This is a genomic window from Leptolyngbya sp. ST-U4, from assembly GCF_039962215.1.
Lineage (GTDB): Bacteria > Cyanobacteriota > Cyanobacteriia > Elainellales > Elainellaceae > Leptolyngbya_A.
In genome coordinates this window covers 37,507-54,053 of the sequence record NZ_JAMPKZ010000008.1, presented here as the reverse complement: position 1 = coordinate 54,053, position 16,547 = coordinate 37,507, and the positions used below count along the sequence as shown (strand labels likewise).

Annotated in this window: 10 protein-coding genes and 2 pseudogenes; 8 read left to right on the top strand and 4 right to left on the bottom strand. The window is 51.1% G+C overall.

The genetic code is table 11. The features are described 5' to 3' along the window. Positions 1-538 precede the first annotated feature (538 nt). Together NDA02_RS13915 and NDA02_RS13910 are read right to left on the bottom strand one after the other, a co-directional pair. The gene (locus tag NDA02_RS13915) at positions 539-1,282 is read right to left on the bottom strand and encodes a hypothetical protein (protein WP_348255134.1); all 744 of its coding nucleotides are present in this window, start codon (positions 1,280-1,282) and stop codon (positions 539-541) included. 118 nt (positions 1,283-1,400) lie between these two features. Next, positions 1,401-2,633 (bottom strand): annotated as a pseudogene (locus NDA02_RS13910) (AAA family ATPase). Positions 2,634-2,835: 202 nt separating this feature from the next. On the opposite strand from NDA02_RS13910, the gene NDA02_RS13905 reads away from it, so the two are divergent. From NDA02_RS13905 to NDA02_RS13880, 6 genes are all read left to right on the top strand, one after another. Next, the gene (locus tag NDA02_RS13905) at positions 2,836-3,015 is read left to right on the top strand and encodes a hypothetical protein (RefSeq protein WP_348255132.1); all 180 of its coding nucleotides are present in this window, start codon (positions 2,836-2,838) and stop codon (positions 3,013-3,015) included. Positions 3,016-3,145: 130 nt separating this feature from the next. Further along, the gene (locus NDA02_RS13900; RefSeq protein ID WP_348255131.1) at positions 3,146-3,943 is read left to right on the top strand and encodes a VanW family protein; all 798 of its coding nucleotides are present in this window, start codon (positions 3,146-3,148) and stop codon (positions 3,941-3,943) included. 337 nt (positions 3,944-4,280) lie between these two features. Continuing rightward, entirely contained in the window at positions 4,281-4,481 is a 201-nt protein-coding gene (locus tag NDA02_RS13895; protein ID WP_190792600.1) for a hypothetical protein, read from the top strand. A gap of 236 nt (positions 4,482-4,717) precedes the next feature. Beyond that, on the top strand, positions 4,718-9,718 hold the full coding sequence (locus NDA02_RS13890) for a translocation/assembly module TamB domain-containing protein (RefSeq protein ID WP_348255129.1): 5,001 nt from the start codon (positions 4,718-4,720) through the stop codon (positions 9,716-9,718). Between the two features lie 94 nt (positions 9,719-9,812). Next, the gene (locus tag NDA02_RS13885) at positions 9,813-10,553 is read left to right on the top strand and encodes a cytochrome c biogenesis protein CcdA (protein WP_190792598.1); all 741 of its coding nucleotides are present in this window, start codon (positions 9,813-9,815) and stop codon (positions 10,551-10,553) included. Between the two features lie 294 nt (positions 10,554-10,847). Next, positions 10,848-12,245 carry a cytochrome c biogenesis protein gene (locus NDA02_RS13880; protein WP_190792597.1) on the top strand — a complete coding sequence of 466 codons (1,398 nt, stop codon included), beginning with the start codon at positions 10,848-10,850 and terminating at the stop codon, positions 12,243-12,245. Between the two features lie 65 nt (positions 12,246-12,310). Here the strand turns inward: NDA02_RS13880 and NDA02_RS13875 are convergent, their stop codons facing one another. After that, the gene (locus tag NDA02_RS13875; protein WP_348246715.1) at positions 12,311-12,829 is read right to left on the bottom strand and encodes a hypothetical protein; all 519 of its coding nucleotides are present in this window, start codon (positions 12,827-12,829) and stop codon (positions 12,311-12,313) included. A gap of 49 nt (positions 12,830-12,878) precedes the next feature. Then, on the bottom strand, positions 12,879-13,877 hold the full coding sequence (locus NDA02_RS13870; protein ID WP_348255127.1) for a hypothetical protein: 999 nt from the start codon (positions 13,875-13,877) through the stop codon (positions 12,879-12,881). A 335-nt stretch (positions 13,878-14,212) separates the two neighbouring features. Between NDA02_RS13870 and cobA the strand changes: the two are divergent. Then, positions 14,213-15,873 (top strand): annotated as a pseudogene (gene cobA / locus NDA02_RS13865) (uroporphyrinogen-III C-methyltransferase); the annotation flags it as partial. After that, positions 15,866-16,525 (top strand): dephospho-CoA kinase, encoded by a 660-nt coding sequence (coaE, locus tag NDA02_RS13860; RefSeq protein ID WP_190792591.1) that lies wholly within the window; start codon positions 15,866-15,868, stop codon positions 16,523-16,525. The pseudogene cobA and the gene coaE, both read left to right, overlap by 8 nt. The last annotated feature ends 22 nt before the right edge of the window (positions 16,526-16,547 follow it).

Here is a 16,547-nt window from a genome sequence, read left to right as displayed (position 1 = left end):
TTGGACTGGAAAAATATCAGGTCAGGCGTAAATCCTTTTTCTCCCAACCGCATGACACCATCCCGAACAAATGATCGCTCTCCTATCCACAGCGCCTCGATTCATATTTCAATAGGAGCAAAATTTCAATGGGAGCAAACGTGATCGCCGCAATCGCTAGCCAACCCTGAAGAATCTGTCGCAGCAGTAGTTGGCCACCCACGATTGTACTACCGACAATCAGGTGATCTTCGATCAGTTCGAGCTTGCCCTCCGGTCGGTGGTGCAAGAACGATTCAAAAATTCTTTAGTAGTAGGATACAAGGTACGATCGCCTCCTCATTGTGGGTCGGCTGCCATGTGGAATGTAGTACCTGAAAGCCTTAGTTTACAAAGGCATCAAAAATTGGCAGTTTATTTTATCACAGAGTAGGATCAAGAAATTGCAACAAATGGAGTAAATTGGCAAACCATTTTTTCGTACCGTCTAAAAACTGTACCTAAAGATGAGGGTTCTAGACGACGAGATTGGCAATTCGTTTTATTGCTGTACACATAGTTAGTTCCAGCGATCGATCACTTCCAGCATCTTTTCCTTAGACAGTGTTCCTTTTTCCAGGACACCCAGCACGTCGTTGAACTGCTTAAACTGAGCGTTTGGATGACGCTTGCGATGTTCCTGGAGTTTTTCAATAATCTTAAGTGCCTTTTTCTGGCTTAAAAACTCCAGCTTTTTAAGTACTTGCTGCTGTACTGCCGGTTCCGAGATTCTATTGAATGCCTCCAGCGGCGGTAAAGGCTGCGGCAACTTGCTGTCGATCGTTTCTGTTAAATCTAGCTTTAACCGTTCGATCGAACTGCTGAGATGCTTAAAGCTTTGCTCAAGCCTAGATTCTAAATTCTTCAGCTTAAGCGATAAAGTCCCTTCATCAGAGAGGGCTGGATTTGAAGGGGATGGAGGGCCTGGCAGTGGAGGTTGACGAACGGCTTCAGTTACCTCTAATTGTTTAAGCATTGCGCCCTCAATTTTGGGCTTCAAAATGAATACCGTAATGCGATCGGGTAATTCGGGATCGATTTCTCTTGCTTTGAGGAAAGCATAGTACTCTAAATGTCCTGACACCAGTTCGTATTCATCAATTCTTAGCGCTCGGACGAGAGGAATATCAATCAGCCCTCTTAGCTCAACGATGGTATGAGCTAAGGCTTCAATCTCTGTTGCTTTGTCGTCCAGATTAAACGGTAAAGATGCAGAATTAACCTGAATACTATCCAGATCAACAATTGATGTGAGTAGACTCATTGGAGCTTGCTGCCAAAATTTTCTCAATTTATTATGTCTGGAATCTGCGGAGCAGTGACAATCAAGCGTCAATCAACGCGAGAACTTCTTGCGCCAATTGGCTAAATTCTTCAGCAGATTAGGAATCTGGTTTGTGATCCAGAATTGAACGCGGATCAGGAATATCAAGCTGACCCATTTCAATGGTTCGCTCAATTGCTGATGAGACATCTCGACGTTCAAAAATGCGCGATTTCAGCAGCGGAAAGCCGTATTGGTTCTGCACGATCGCTTCCATTTTGGGCAGCGTGTAGTCTACAAATCGGGCATAGGTCGCTAGCTTGGTTGGCAAAACCCCCAGCACTTTAATTGTATCTCTGCCCATTTCTTCCTTAAAATCGTTGATTTCTGCAACAAATTTCTGCACGTTCCTTAAGCCTTCGTTTGCAAAGGGCTTTAGATCCGACGGGATAAGCAAATAGTCTGCTGCAATTAAAGCAATCCGCGCATAAATATTGAGTGAGGGAGGTGTATCAATCAAGACAATATCATAGCGGTCTTTCACATCCTGAAGCTTTTTCACCAGTCTTGTGCGAGCGTGTTCAGTTTGAACAAATTCCTGTTCACACTCCATCAGCCGAATGTGGCTGGGAATGACATCAAATTCAGGCGATGAAAAACTAGACTGCCGTGCAACTTCAGAAATAGAGAATTTGTTTTTCTCAATAATCACGTGATACACGTATGAATTCTTGATTGTGTCTGTCAGTTCATCCTGAAACTTAACTAATCCTGTAGCAAATGTCGTATTTGCCTAACTATCCAAATCGATCACGAGGACTCGCTTGTTCTGCTTGCTGAGAGCGGCAGCCAGGTTAATCACAGTCGTTGTTTTGCCTACTCCACCTTTATTGTGATAAACCGCGATAACTTTCATGTTTGGCTCCTGCTTTGATGAAGTTTGATTTATTTGCTGCTCTGGATCTGCTGGGTGCAGTTGCGGCGATATCTCTTGAATCAATGCTTCCTGCTGTAGTGTTTCTCGACCAATAATTTGTTTGATGGTTCCAATCTTCTGAGGAACCTCGTGCCCTGGAACTTGCAGCAGTAGGTTTAGCTCTCCATTGCTCTGCTCATAGATTCTGACCAGATGACCGTTCGTTAACAGTCCATAGCGAACATCTAAACTTGTTAGATAGCGGCGAAACTTTCTGACATGGCGATCGAGGTTTTGGCGAGGATGCTTCGCCTCTAAAATTAATTGGAGCTGATTTTGATAGCCTAATAAGTTTGCTGCAACCGCTAAAAAATCAAGGCGAATTCTGCCAAAAGTGACCTCCTGCTGCCAACATTGTGGTGAATAGCCCAACATCGGCAGTAGATAGAGAACAATAAACTTACTCTCTACCTCCGATTCATTACGACATTGCCCTGGATCAAAGAACGTGGACACGCGATTTATGGCATGAGGGTGACAATACGAATCTCTTCTAAAATACCCATCCCAGTCTGGCTACTGCCGGAAAGAGCTAGATCTTTGACAAAGCATTACCCCCATAGCAAGGTTGCGTGAAATGAAATGCGTCAAGCCTGGTTTAGAGCCGCAGCGATGTCCTGATGCCGAAGCACATCTGCGAATTTTGCAGCACCTTAGCCCCACTGCCACCTATCGCATTCTGTTTGATGTGCCGAAACATCATCTACAGGATGTCAGGCAAGAGAGCGATCGAACAATTTGTAAAGCGATCGAATAATTTACCTCAGTCAAACTATAATCGCTGAAGGGGAGTCGATCGGTGAGTTTCCTCAATCTGAAGATATTGTTGAGCAGACGAAAGCGATCGAGTGGTGTTGATCGAAAACAAATTTCCCAACAGAACAATCATGCATCTTTTCTGGGAGAACTGTAAGCGACCGATTCGTAATCGGCTGAAACAAGGTAAAGCGTTTTTACGAGGCTATCCCTTTTATTACACTCGAACGCAAGACCCCGAATTTGCTAACCGCTACGGTTATTTATGGAGTGAATTTAGAACGCCGATTCCCGATCGCGGTACTCCCGAAATTCGTGCCAATCGTCTGTGGAATTTGCAGCTTGCAGCCGAACGGATTCACTGCTTGCGCTTAGCACCGGGAGCAATTTTCAGTTTTTGCGATCGGATCGGTGAACCTACTTTAAAGAATGGCTTTCGAGCCGCTCCAGTCTTTATTCGGGGTAAAGTTTTGACCGATGTGGGTGGTGGTTTATGTTTGATTGCAACCAATTTGTTTAACACATTTTTACAGGCAGGCTGCGAGATTTTAGAACGTCATTGTCACAGCATTGATGCCTACGGCGACGAACGCTTTTATCCGCTGGGGCAAGATGCTGCGGTTGCCTATGGCTACAAAGATTTAGTCGTGAAAAACTCCAGTCAAATTGCTTTGCAGTTGCGCTTTCAAGTTATGGGCGATCGGGGTGAAGTGCATTCCAGCGTATGGGGTGAACAGCCTTACTCGATTCAAATCAAGATTGAATCTAAAGTGTTAGAAGAGATTCCTCCTGCCAAAGCAGACGATTGCTCCGGCTGGATTGTGGAAACAACGCGCTCCGTTCAAAAGACTTCCGATCTGTCCCTGTCCCCTCAATGGCAGTTAGACTATCGCACCGTTAGCCATTATGCCCCCTGTGAACGATCGTAAATAATGAGCGCTCGTTAAAAAAACACTGCTTTCCTGACTGCTCCCATTGCCTCGAACTGTGGCTTAGATATCAAGATTGACGGTGAGGGGAATCGTTTCGGTGTGAATCAGGAGGGTTGTTCTGATGAATCAGCAATCAATGGTAGAAAACGATGGTAGAAAACGATCGACTGCCTTTGTGATACTGGCTACTTGCGATCGTCCCCGCTTGCTGATGCGTTAATGTGCGATCGATGCTGCCTTGGGGTAACAAGCCCTGGAACTAAATTTAGTTATCTAAGAACCTTTTGCGTTTCGCGATCGTCTATCTTATGAGAGGCGCAGTGGAGATCGGGCAGTGCAATTTAAGATTCGTTCGTGGATTATTGAAATTGGGTTTGGTATTGGCCTTTTGCTGCTAGCAAGTCTGGCTCTGCTGCTGGCGATGGAGCATCATCCTCAAATTCCTCAGCCCCATAGCTCGACAAGACAGATCATGCCAGGCAGTTCTCTAGCGAGAACAATTATCCCTTTGGGAAACAGCGAAGCGATCGGCTGAGAGACGTAGAAACTTAGCGACAATTTAGACACAGGGGAGTCCGCAAAATCTGGTATCCTGCTGTCATTTGTGTTGCTCCCTCTCCCAAAGACTCGGCTATAGTGCTTAAGGACAATTTGAGAAAACGATTCTGAAGAAACGGGTAAAATCTTTCGGCAGTTCTGTCCGTCGTGAGGCGGGTTGCGCTGGTGCACAGCCGAAGGACAGCGGTGGGAAAGGCGAGTGGGGTGAGACGGATGACGAATTCTCCCAATGATAATAAAGAGAATCAGCCTGAGCAGCAAACGTCTACAGCGAGGCAAAACCGTACGGGGGGCAGGCGGCGCACGGTAATTCGGGCGGGTTTCGTCGCGGGGGGTCTGCTGCTCGTGGGGCTGGCAGGTGGCGTGTGGTGGGCATGGCGATTTGTGAACGAGGGTTTGTCTCCCCTGATTGCTCGTCAGGTCAGTACGCAGCTCAATCGTCCGGTGCAGGCAGGCGAGGTCGAGCAGATTTCTTTGACGCGGATTGTCTTTGGTCCTTCTGCAATTCCGGCAACGCCAACCGATCGCGATCGGCTAGAAATGCAGCGGGTTGAGGTCACGTTTAACCCGTTTGAAGTGTTGTGGGATCAAACGCTCAGCGTAGATGTGACGCTGGTAAACGCCCAAGCATTTGCCGACCAGAATGCAGAAGGACAGTGGATCACCACAAGGGCAAGAAACAACGAAAATGCACCTGACCCTTTTATTGCCGTTGAAGTCGATGCGCTGCGCGTGCGGGATGGCACATTAACGCTGCTGCCCTATGGAAACGTAGAGGAATCAGAAGTGGTTGACCCGGATGAGCCGAATCCGCAAAACCCGACGCCCGAACCGCGTGACGATGATTCGCCGGAAACCCTTTCCCGCAATGCCGTTGCCCGTCCGCAAATTGTGATCCGAGATGTGGATGCCGCTACGCTGTTTCGGAATCAAAACAGGCTGATTTCCTACGAAGTCACGGGCAGACCCGATACTGGGGGCGAACTGCGAATCGAAGGCGAGTCTAACCTTGATCGCGAACAAACCACGCTCCGCGCCAGAGGTGAAAATCTGCTGGGTCCTGATGTGAATCTGCTGGTTCCGCTGCCTGTGGAAATTAGAGCCGGACGCTTATCGAGCGATCTGGAGGTGGTGTTTCCCCCCGAAGACGAGTCGCTTCAGCTCAACGGAGTCGTGCAGTTTCAAAACGCGACGGGCAAAATTAAGCAGGTTCCACAGCTCTTGACGCAAGTCAACGGCAGGCTGCGGTTTCGCGGTCAGGATGTGTTCTTTGAAAACGTGCGCGGTAGGTATGGCTTAATCCCGACTCGGGTGGGCGGCAGCCTCAACACCCAGCGCAACTACAACCTGAGGGCGCAGGTCGATCGCACCACGATTCGAGATCTCTTCAATACGTTTGACGTGGATTCTCCGGTTCCCGTATCGGGTGAAGTGCGCTCTCAGCTTCAAGTTACTGGGGCGATCGATAAGCCAGTGGTTTCGGGCGTGGCGGAGAATTTAACGCCTATCGTTGCCGATCGCGTGACGTTTCAGTCGGCGCAAACTCGTTATCGGGTCGGGGATAGCGTTCTGGCGTTTGATGGGATTCGGGCAGTGCCGCGTGGGGGCGGCTTGGTTACGGGCAGTGGACGCATTGGCTTTGGCGAAAACAGCAGCGTTGCCTTTAATCTGCAGGGACAAAACCTGCCCGGTGACACGATTGCCCGTCAATATGGCGCGAATCTGAATAATTTTGCGATCGGCTTAGTCGATGCCCAGGCGCGGCTTTCGGGTTCTCCCGATAATCTGGTGACGACGGTAGATTTTCAGGCTCCCCAGGCAACCTATGCAGCACGGGGAAGAGTGCGAATTGCGGGCGATCGAATCCAGTTGCAGGATGGGGCAGCTCTGGTGGCAGGCGGCATTGTTCGGGCAGATGCAGAATCCGTCAACGGACGATTCACCGCAGATGTTCAGACTTCGGGGGTTGCGCTGCGGCAGTTTTCGCCGGATTTGCGGGGCTTGCTGAGCGGTGATTTCCAGCTTGCAGGCAGTTTGAATAACCTGAGTCCAAGGGCGATCGCGGCATCGGGACAGGTGCGGCTATCGGAGGGGCTAGCAATTATTAACTCGCCTTTAACGGCAGATGTGCGCTGGCTGGGCGATCGGCTTCAGGTTCGCAATGCGACGGCGACGGGCTTTCAGGCAGACGGATTGGTGTTTGCGCGGCTGGAAGGCACGCCTGCGATCACCAATCTGGATTTGAATGTGAATTTGCAGGATTATGCGCTCTCTGAACTGCCGATTAATACTCCAGAGCAAATCCGGCTGGCAGGACGCACCAACTTTAGCGGACGAGTCACGGGAACACCCGATGCGCCACGAGTCGCCGGACGGCTGGGCTTAAACGATTTCCGCGTGAATCAGGTTGCCTTTGAACCGCGCCTGACCGGAGACTTTCGCTACACGAATCGTGGTATCAGCCTGGATGTGGCAGGACAGCAGGATCGAGTTGCCCTGACGCTGGACGATCGCAACCGTCCGGTGAGTTTCCTGGTGCAGCAAGGAGAGTCGATCGCGCAAGGACGCACCGCAGGCGACATTCTCACGGCAACGCTGGAAAACTTTCCGCTTCAGGTGTTGGGTCTTGCCCCCGCTGCAGATTACGGCATTGGCATTGTCGCGGGTGAGGCAAGCGGTCAGATCGAGGCGAATATTGCCAATTTGAATAATCCCAGCGTCATCGGGCAGTTGACGATCGATCGTCCGGCGTTAGGCTATATTGCAGCCGAGCGGTTTGCGGGACAGTTCCGCTATGTAGACGGGGTGGCGGTGCTGCAACAGGGCGAACTGCAACAGGGCGGTAGCCGCTATTTGCTATCGGGAACGTTTAATTCGCGATCGGACAATCCGCTGCAAGCTCGCATTGTGGCAGATCAGGGGCGGATCGAAGACATTCTCACGGCACTTCAGTTCTTTAATTTTTCTGACTTTGGGCGTGGGCTACGTTCCCCGGTTTTTGCGACTGCTGCCGAGGTTCAGCCCTTTTCGGTGGGTCAGCCGGATGCCGCTCTCATCAATCAGCTTCGCCGTTACTCAGAAATCAATTTGTTGCTGAGTCAGCAGGCTGCTGCGCGGGAACAGTCTTCGTTTTTTCCCGATCTCTCGAAGCTGCAAGGCGTGTTTACCGGGGCGATCGACATTGCCTCTTCTGCCCAAACTGGCGTGGATGTTCGATTTGACCTCGCTGGGCGAGATTGGCGATGGGAAGATTATCAAGTCGATCAGGTAATCGCACAGGGACAGTTTCAGAATGGCGTGCTGACGCTGCTGCCGCTCCGGTTTCAGTCGGATGAGTCGTTTCTCACGTTTTCGGGGCAGGTGGGCGGTGAACAGCAGTCTGGACAGTTGCTTGCCGAAGGAATTCCGGTAGAGGCACTGCGCGATGTGTTCCGGCTGCCGATCGACATTGAGGGCGATCTAACCGCAAACGCCACCCTGGCAGGCTCGATCGGAGATCCGCAGGTGATCGGGGAAATTCAGCTCAATAATACGATCGTCAACAATACGGAACTGCCGCCGCTTCGCAATTTGTTTGGCTACAACGATGCGCGGCTGACCTTTGATACAGACTTTGTGCGTGAGCAGCCGCAGACCACTGCAAACAGTGCGACAAACAATAATGGGACAAACAATCCAGATGGCTCCAGAAACATCACGCCCGAACCCGCCGAACCCACCTCAACCGACGAGTTTTCACTCACGGGCAGCATTCCCTACAAGTTTCCCTTTATGACAGTGGAGCCAGCGTCGAGTGCCTTTAATGTCAATCTGAATGTGCGAAACGATGGGCTGACTCTGATTAACGCCTTTACCGATCAGGTGGCATGGCGCGAGGGACAGGCAGATGTGCAGGTTCAGGCAAGCGGCATTTTGACCGACACTCAGCAAGATCTGACGATCGGCGGCACGGCTGAATTTGCTAATGCTCGCGTTTCGGCGCAGGCTCTGCCCGAAGATATCACCAATCTCAACGGCACGATCGTCTTCAGAAACGATCAGGTTCAGGTGCAAAACCTGCAAGGTGAGTTTAGCGACGGGCAAATCGTAGCGCAGGGAACGCTGCCGATCCTCCTGCCGCTGACCGTGAATAACCCCGACAACCAGCCGCCGCTCACACTCAATCTGGACAATATCGCGCTCGATCTGCAAGACCGCTACGAAGGTGATGTCGCCGGACGGGTCATTCTCACCGGAACAGCTCTGGCTCCAGAAATCAGCGGCGAAGTTTTGCTAAGCGATGGGCAAGTGCAGTTACCCGAAGACAATGGCTCAACGATCGCCGCCGCCCCAACTTCCCAGTTTGGCAATACAGAGTCCTCGCTTTTCACACCCCCTCTCTTGCAGAGTCTGCGGCTCACGCTAGGTGATGATTTGCGCGTCACCCGCGATCCGCTGCTGAGCTTTGTGGTGACAGGAGATTTAATTGTGGATGGCACGATCGACGATCTGCGCCCGGAGGGAACTGTGCAGTTGCGGAGTGGTCAGGTCAACCTGTTTACAACGCGCTTTAATCTCGATCGCGATTACACCAACACGGTCGTGTTTCAGCCCAGTCGCGGACTCGATCCATTACTGGATGTGCAGTTAGTTGCCTCTGTCCCTGAAATCACCCGATATCCGGTTCCCAATACTTCTCCGTTTGCCGCTGCTGAAGTTGCCGATCTACCCTTAGCTGCCGATTTTGGTCGCCTGGAAACTGTGCGAGTGCAGGCAAGCGTCGCCGGACCTGCCAGCCAGGTGTTCAACAATCTAGAGTTAACCAGTAGCCCCAACCGCAGCGAAACCGAAATTCTCGCGCTGATCGGCGGTGGCTATGTCAGCACCCTGGCTCAACAGGGCGGCGTGACAACCGCGATCGCCTCCCTTGCCGGATCAGCCGTATTAAGCCAGCTCCAAAACCTGATCAGCAACGCCCTCGGCTTAACCGACTTCAGCCTCTTCCCCACTACCCTCGTTTCCGATGATGCCCGCACTTCCACCCTGGCGATCGCCGCCGAGCTGGGCTTTGACATCACTGACAACCTCTCTGTTTCCGCTCTGCAAATCCTCACCGCCCCCGAACCTACCCAATTAAACCTGCGCTACCGCCTCACCGATGAGCTCTCTGTCCGAGGCTCCTCCAACTTCCAGGGAGAAAGCCGCGCCATCCTGGAATTCGAAACTCGCTTCTAACCTCGCCCCTCCATCCCTCTACCCCTCCACCCCCTCCGCATCCCCCACTCGGTAGAATAGAAAAGGAGAACCTCACCGATATCGATCGCCCCCAATGCTGGATTCGCTGCAAACTTTCCTTTATCATCTTGCCCATTCCGCCGATACGTTGGTATCCGATCAGCTCGTTCACCTGAGTCCAGTCAGCGTTGGGGTGATTTTTCTGGCGGGACTGCTTACCAGTCTCACTCCCTGTATGCTGTCGATGTTGCCCATCACGATCGGCTATATCGGCGGCTACGAAGCCAGAAGTCGGATTCAGGCAGCCGTTCAGTCAGCATGGTTTGCGCTGGGCTTGGCGACTACACTGGCAGGGCTGGGTATTGCAGCGGCGATCGTCGGTCAGGTTTACGGTCAGGTCGGGATTGGTTTACCGATCGTCGTCAGCATGATTGCAATTTTGATGGGGCTGAACCTGCTGGAGCTACTGCCATTGCAGTTGCCCAATTGGGGCGGAACCGAATGGATTTCAAAAGAGCTACCGGAAAGCGTGCGATCGTATCTGGTCGGCTTAACGTTTGGCTTAGTCGCTTCCCCATGCAGCACCCCCGTTCTCGCCACCCTGCTGGCATGGATTACCGAAACCGGAAACCCGCAATTGGGCGCAATGCTGCTGCTGGCTTATACGGCAGGCTATGTCTCTCCCCTGGTATTGGCAGGAACATTCACTGCATCGATTAAAAAACTGTTAGAGCTGCGTCGCTGGTCGGGCTGGATTACGCCTGCAAGCGGTGCGTTGCTGGTCGGGTTTGGCTTATTCTCGCTGCTGTTTCGATTATTTCCCACAGGGGTTTAGCACAGCGAATTTCTAAGAGGAGGTTTGAATTACGATCGCGATTCGAACCGTCCCCCTTAACCCCCCTCGATTCTGGAGGAACCGAGCCGTCCCCCAACCTCTCACCAGTTAACCCTTTACCTGTGAAGCATTTCCGATCTAGTTCTCAATTCAAAGCCTCCCGTTTATACCCATCGATAGGGAATTTAGGGGCTGTAGCACTCCAATCCTCACAGACATTTCCTAAACAATAACTTTTCAAATTTCCACGTTTATTATTCTCTGTTTTTTCTGTCCTCAAAACTATCTTTAACTATGTCTGCCGATTCCTCCTTTCGCTCTGCCCTGGCTCAATTCACAAATGTTCCCAAACAATATTTCAAAAAAGAACTATTGCCGTTACTTGCCGATTTGCGATTGGCGATCGTCCTCCTTCTCGTAATTGCCATTTTTAGCGTCTCTGGAACCGTGATTGAGCAGGGTCAAACCCTTGCCTTTTATCAGGCGAACTATCCTGAAGATCCAGCTTTGTTTGGCTTTCTAAGCTGGAAGGTCATTCTCACGCTAGGATTCGATCATGTCTACCGAACCTGGTGGTTTCTGGCACTGCTGATTTTGTTTGGCTCCAGCCTCACTGCCTGCACCTTTACCCGCCAGTTTCCCGCCCTCAAAGCTGCCCGTAAATGGAAATATTATGAGCAGCCACGCCAGTTTGAAAAGCTTGCCCTGAGTGCCGAAGTGGATAAGGTTTCGATCGACTCACTCTCCCACCTGCTGAGCCAAAAACGCTATCGCATCTTTCAGGAAGGCGACAAGCTCTATGCGCGGAAAGGCATTACCGGACGCATTGGTCCGATCGTGGTTCATGCCAGTATGCTGCTCATTTTGGTGGGGGCAATCTGGGGCGCAATGACGGGCTTTTTTGCCCAGGAAATGATTCCCAGCGGCGAAACGTTTCAGGTGAGGAATATCTTTGATGCAGGGCCGTGGGCAGCGGCGCAGGTTCCCAAGGACTGGTCAATGCGGGTGAATCGCTTCTGGATCGACTACACACCAAACGGCACGATCGATCAGTTCTACTCCGATTTATCCGTTCTCGATCAGCAAGGGCAGGAAGTCGATCGCCAAACCATTCATGTGAATAAGCCCTTGAGACACAAAGGAGTTACTTTCTATCAGGCCGATTGGTCGATCGCCGCTCTCAAGTTCCACATCAACAATAGCCCCAGCCTTCAACTTCCGATGGCGCAGCTTGAAACTGGAGGCGCAGGTCGCCTGTGGGGAACCTGGATTCCTACCAAACCGGATTTAACGGCAGGCGTGTCGATCGTTGCCAAAGATCTTCAGGGCATTTTGCTGGTCTACGATATGCAGGGCAAGCTGATCGCAACCGTCCGCGAAGGAATGTCTACTGAGGTGAATGGCGTGACGCTGGCGATCGAGCAGGTGGTTGGCAGTACGGGACTTCAGATTAAAGCCGATCCGGGTATTCCACTGGTTTACACCGGGTTTGGCTTGCTGATGCTGGGCGTTGTCATGAGCTACGTTTCCCACTCGCAAATCTGGGCACTGCAAACTGCAAACAGAACCTACATCGGTGGCAAAACGAATCGGGCACAGGTCGCATTCGAGCGGGAGATGATCGAAGTCCTGGAACAACTTGAAACGCCCCAGCCTGACACGACTGAAGCGTTTGCAGAAGCAAAATCCTGATTGACTGACAAATCTAGATCAAGCGACAGAGGCACATCACGGCGGCTCCCATCTTTCGATTGCTTTTACAGCAGGTTTCCAGCGGCTTTGGCAAGCAAGTTAAATTTACCGGATGAGAGTGAAACCATCGCTGCGACCAAGCTGACAACGATCGCGATCGCCCCAAATGACTCGTTCAGCTCTTTGAGCTTATCCAGTGCCTCTTTTAAGTCTTTGGACGCATCGTTGATCGTCTTTTCATAACTACTCATGCCAGCAATAATCTTTGTTAAAAGAGTACTGTTGAGTTTGGCTCGAAGATTAATCAGCTCAAGTTCCAGGGCGTGAACTGTGGGTTTGGCAGGGCTACTTTTTGCCAGTAGATCTGTCACTTCTTTCACCAGATTTTTCTTTTCTGAATCGGTCAAGCCAGCCCTATCTGCCACTGCTTTCACATAATCCAGAACTGCGGTTTGATCTGCTAACTCCCATTTAACTGTGGAAATCTTGCCTGCTTTGAAGAGTGCTGTTCGTTCAGCAAACGAAGCATCTCCAATTTCTTTGACTGTCGTAATGAGTTCGGCTAACTTTGTTGTGCTTGACATAAGATCTCCTGAAGAAACTTGTTAAAGATCGCTCAATCGAAGACAGGAATTACTGCTTGAAATCAACTCGTTTCATTTTTTCAATCATGGGAGCCGTAGTTCTTTCGTAATCCTTCAAGATGTTGACAATTCTGCTGACATCCGACGGCGTGAGCTGAATCGACACGGGTTCCTGATAACGCTGAGTCGCACGCTCGGCACAAAAAGCATCTCGTTTAAGCGGATCAATTTCTGGCTGTTTCTCCTGATTCAACTTCGTTAAGTCAAGCTTTTCTGCAAAGACTAAACTAATCGATTTGTGGCTCCCACGAGTTGCGTCCAGAACTTTTACAAATTCTTCAGCAAATGCTTTCTTCTCGTTAATCTTGTCGATCGCCTCGTTATATTCGCGATCGAGCCGAAGCAAGCTAAGAGCCTCAGACGGTGTGAAAACAGTGCCTGGTGGTGGCGTCAGGAGTCCGAAATATTGTCGATGCTGGTCTGCTTCTAGCTGAAGCTGATTCACATAAACAACCGACGCAATTTCGATTAATCCCTGGGTGTAGCTGTCAATCGCTTCGTCTGTACAAACCATCACCGGGGGAATTGTGTCTCCGCGAATGTCAGCCGCAACCGCATCAAAAATGACGTTCAGGATACTTGAACCTTGTTCCAGAATTGTGCTGACTGGCTCTGGAACCGAGCCGCTTGTATCGCTCAGCGAGGTAGACAAATCTCCCAACGCGCCCTGTAGCTTTTTCTGATTTTCAGGCGTAATCACGCTGGAGCGATTGTCCGCTAGCATCATCAGATTGTTCAGGTAAGCGATTATCACTTGATTTGCATCTGCGATCGCCATCCCTAACTCACGATCGTTTTGCCGACAAGCCTCTTCTGCCGCCGCTCTAGTATTGGCAATATCTGGAAATGTGTCGATCGGAACCCTGGCACGCCTGAGGCAGGACTGATAGTAATCAGTTGCCATTTCCTGTGATTTTGCCGCAATTTCTTTGGAGTTCTCGCCTAGCTTTCGCACATTGCTAAAGTCTCGGCATCCCACCAGAGACATTCCAACCAAAAAGCAGAGAGAAACTGTCCTGAACCTGAATTTGAATTCTTTGTGACGCATCGAAACGACTCCCATCGAAAAGCACTAGGCTGGCGATCGTCCACCGTCTGACATAGCAAGTTGAGGAGATTGCTTTAGCTGCTGAATGCTATGTACCGAGCGACCTTTGACGATTTCTGCCTTTGTAAGAACTTATCCAGCCTATAAAAGAAAAAACTGAAAGTCAGCTAACAAGCATTAGGAACTTTCAAGGAACTAAGGTAAGAAAGTGAGGTTATACGGTTAGGAAAAAAGAGCGAATGAGCGGTGAGCAGCAGTTTTCTCCAGAAGAAAATCGGATTGGGAAGGTTTATCTGGTGGGTTCCGGCGTGGGGACGATCGACCTGCTTACGGTCAAGGCGTATCGGCTGATTAGTCAGGCAGAGGCGATCGTGTATGATGCGCTGGTGGATCAGGAAATTCTCGATCTTGCGCCCCCAGGCTGTGAAATTTTGAACGTGGGCAAGCGAGGCGGACAGCCCAGTACCCCTCAAGCGGAGATAAACCGTCTCCTAGTCAGCCTTTGCCAGCAGGGAAAGCAGGTGGTGCGGCTCAAGAGTGGCGATCCGTTTATTTTTGGGCGATCGACCAGCGAGATTCAGGCATTGATGGAGGCAAGCTGCCCGTTTGAGGTGGTTCCGGGCATTTCCTCGGCGTTAGCGGCTCCGCTCTTGGCAGATATTCCCCTGACCGATCCGGTGCTGAGCCGAGGCTTTGCAGTGGTGACGGCACATGAACCTGATGCATTGAACTGGCAAGCGTTGGCACAGCTTGAAACGCTGGTCATTTTAATGGGCGCAAAACAGCTCCCGACCATCATTGAGGAATTGGTGCGGCACGGGCGATCGTCTACTGCCCCGATTGCGATTGTTCGCTGGGCAGGACAGCCCAATCAGCAAATTTGGACAGGAACGCTGGAAACGATTGTGCGGCAAACCGATCGCCAGTCTCTCTCGCCTGCGGTCATGGTGATCGGAGAAGTTGTGCGGCTGCGCCCCTATCTTCAGTTCCCCTTAAACAGGCACAATAGTCGTGATCAGTAAGATCAGTAGATTTACATAAAAACAACGATAGCGATAGAACCGTGGTAAACCTTTTTCTTCCCCGACTACCGCTGCCGCTTGCGGGCAAAACCGTTCTGGTTACGCGAGCGGCTGGACAATCGAGCCAGTTTACGCAACTGCTCCAGCAGCAGGGTGCAACGGTGATCGAGCTGCCTGCAATCGAGATCACGCCCCCCTCAAGCTGGCATGGCTTAGACCAGGCGATCGATCGGCTGCACGAGTTCGACTGGCTGATACTCACCTCGACCAACGCCGTCGATTATTTCATAGAACGATTAATGGCTCAGGGTAAATCCCTCAGTGTGCTGTATCAGCTCAAAATCGCGGTGGTCGGGCAAAAAACGGCTGCCTGTCTTCAGCAAAAAGGAATTCAGCCCAATTTTATTCCGCCCAACTATGTTGCTGATTCACTGGTCGAGCATTTTCCCGATCGCGATCGGTTGCCTGAACTAAAGCTGCTGTTTCCCAGAGTCGAGACGGGTGGACGGGAAGTGCTGGTGAAAGAGCTATCTGCACAGGGCGCAACAGTGGTGGAAGTCGCAGCATACGAGTCGGGCTGTGTTCGCACGATCGCTCCTGAAATTGCCCAGGCACTGCAAAAGGACGCGATAACCTCAGGCGAAGCTCCCTTGCACATTGATGTAATCACGTTTGCTAGCTCTAAAACGGTGAAATGCTTTCATCAGCTTGTGCAAAGCATCGCCCCTGCTGCATCTCAGCCGATTCCTTCTCCCCGCACCTGCCTTGCCTCGATCGGGCCCCAAACCTCGATCGCTTGTCAGATGTACTTCAAGAGGGTCGATGTAGAGGCAGCCGAGTACACCCTGGAAGGACTCACGCAAGCGATCGGGCAATGGGTTACCGGAGGAAATTGCTCTAACCGCTATGACTGATTCAAATCAACCATCGGGGAATTCACGTTCAAATTCTGCATCTTCTCGTCAGCGCATTATTGGCATTACTGGGGGCGTTGGCATGGGTAAAACAACGGTTTCGGGCTATCTCGCACAAACCTATCAAATTCCGGTTCTGGACGCCGATCTGTATGCCAGAGAAGCCGTTCATCCCGGATCGCGGGTGCTGCGCGAAGTTGTCGAACGCTATGGAAAAAGTGTACTCCAGTCAAATGGGCAGCTCGATCGCCGTCGATTAGGCGACATCATATTCAGCAGTTCGGCAGAGCGGCTCTGGCTGGAGCAACAGATTCATCCCTACGTGCGCGATCGAATGCAGAGCGATTTACGCCTACTCCCTGCAGACACTTATCCGATCGTCGTGCTGGTGATCCCCCTTTTGTTTGAAGCCCGTATGACTGATCTAGTCACCGAAATCTGGGTGGTGCGAACGTTTCCAGACCAGCAGCGACAGCGGCTTCGGCAGCGCGATCAGCTTGACTCAGTCCAGATCCAGGCACGGATTGATAGCCAAATGGCGATCGAGCGAAAAGTTCAGCAGGCAAACGTGGTGCTGGACAATACCGGAACGCTGGAAGACCTGTATCACCAGATTGATGCCCAGATCTGCAAAGCTCAGGACGGTGCTTAAATAGGTGCTTAAACAGGGGCTC

What these genes read in the sequence shown, in the direction of transcription:
- NDA02_RS13915 (WP_348255134.1), bottom strand. Translation starts at nt 1,282, where the DNA reads ATGAGTCTACTCACATCAATTGTTGATCTGGATAGTATTCAGGTTAAT.
- NDA02_RS13905 (WP_348255132.1), top strand. Translation starts at nt 2,836, where the DNA reads ATGAAATGCGTCAAGCCTGGTTTAGAGCCGCAGCGATGTCCTGATGCC.
- NDA02_RS13900 (WP_348255131.1), top strand. Translation starts at nt 3,146, where the DNA reads ATGCATCTTTTCTGGGAGAACTGTAAGCGACCGATTCGTAATCGGCTG.
- NDA02_RS13890 (WP_348255129.1), top strand. Translation starts at nt 4,718, where the DNA reads ATGACGAATTCTCCCAATGATAATAAAGAGAATCAGCCTGAGCAGCAA.
- NDA02_RS13885 (WP_190792598.1), top strand. Translation starts at nt 9,813, where the DNA reads ATGCTGGATTCGCTGCAAACTTTCCTTTATCATCTTGCCCATTCCGCC.
- NDA02_RS13880 (WP_190792597.1), top strand. Translation starts at nt 10,848, where the DNA reads ATGTCTGCCGATTCCTCCTTTCGCTCTGCCCTGGCTCAATTCACAAAT.
- NDA02_RS13875 (WP_348246715.1), bottom strand. Translation starts at nt 12,829, where the DNA reads ATGTCAAGCACAACAAAGTTAGCCGAACTCATTACGACAGTCAAAGAA.
- NDA02_RS13870 (WP_348255127.1), bottom strand. Translation starts at nt 13,877, where the DNA reads ATGTCTCTGGTGGGATGCCGAGACTTTAGCAATGTGCGAAAGCTAGGC.
- coaE (WP_190792591.1), top strand. Translation starts at nt 15,866, where the DNA reads ATGACTGATTCAAATCAACCATCGGGGAATTCACGTTCAAATTCTGCA.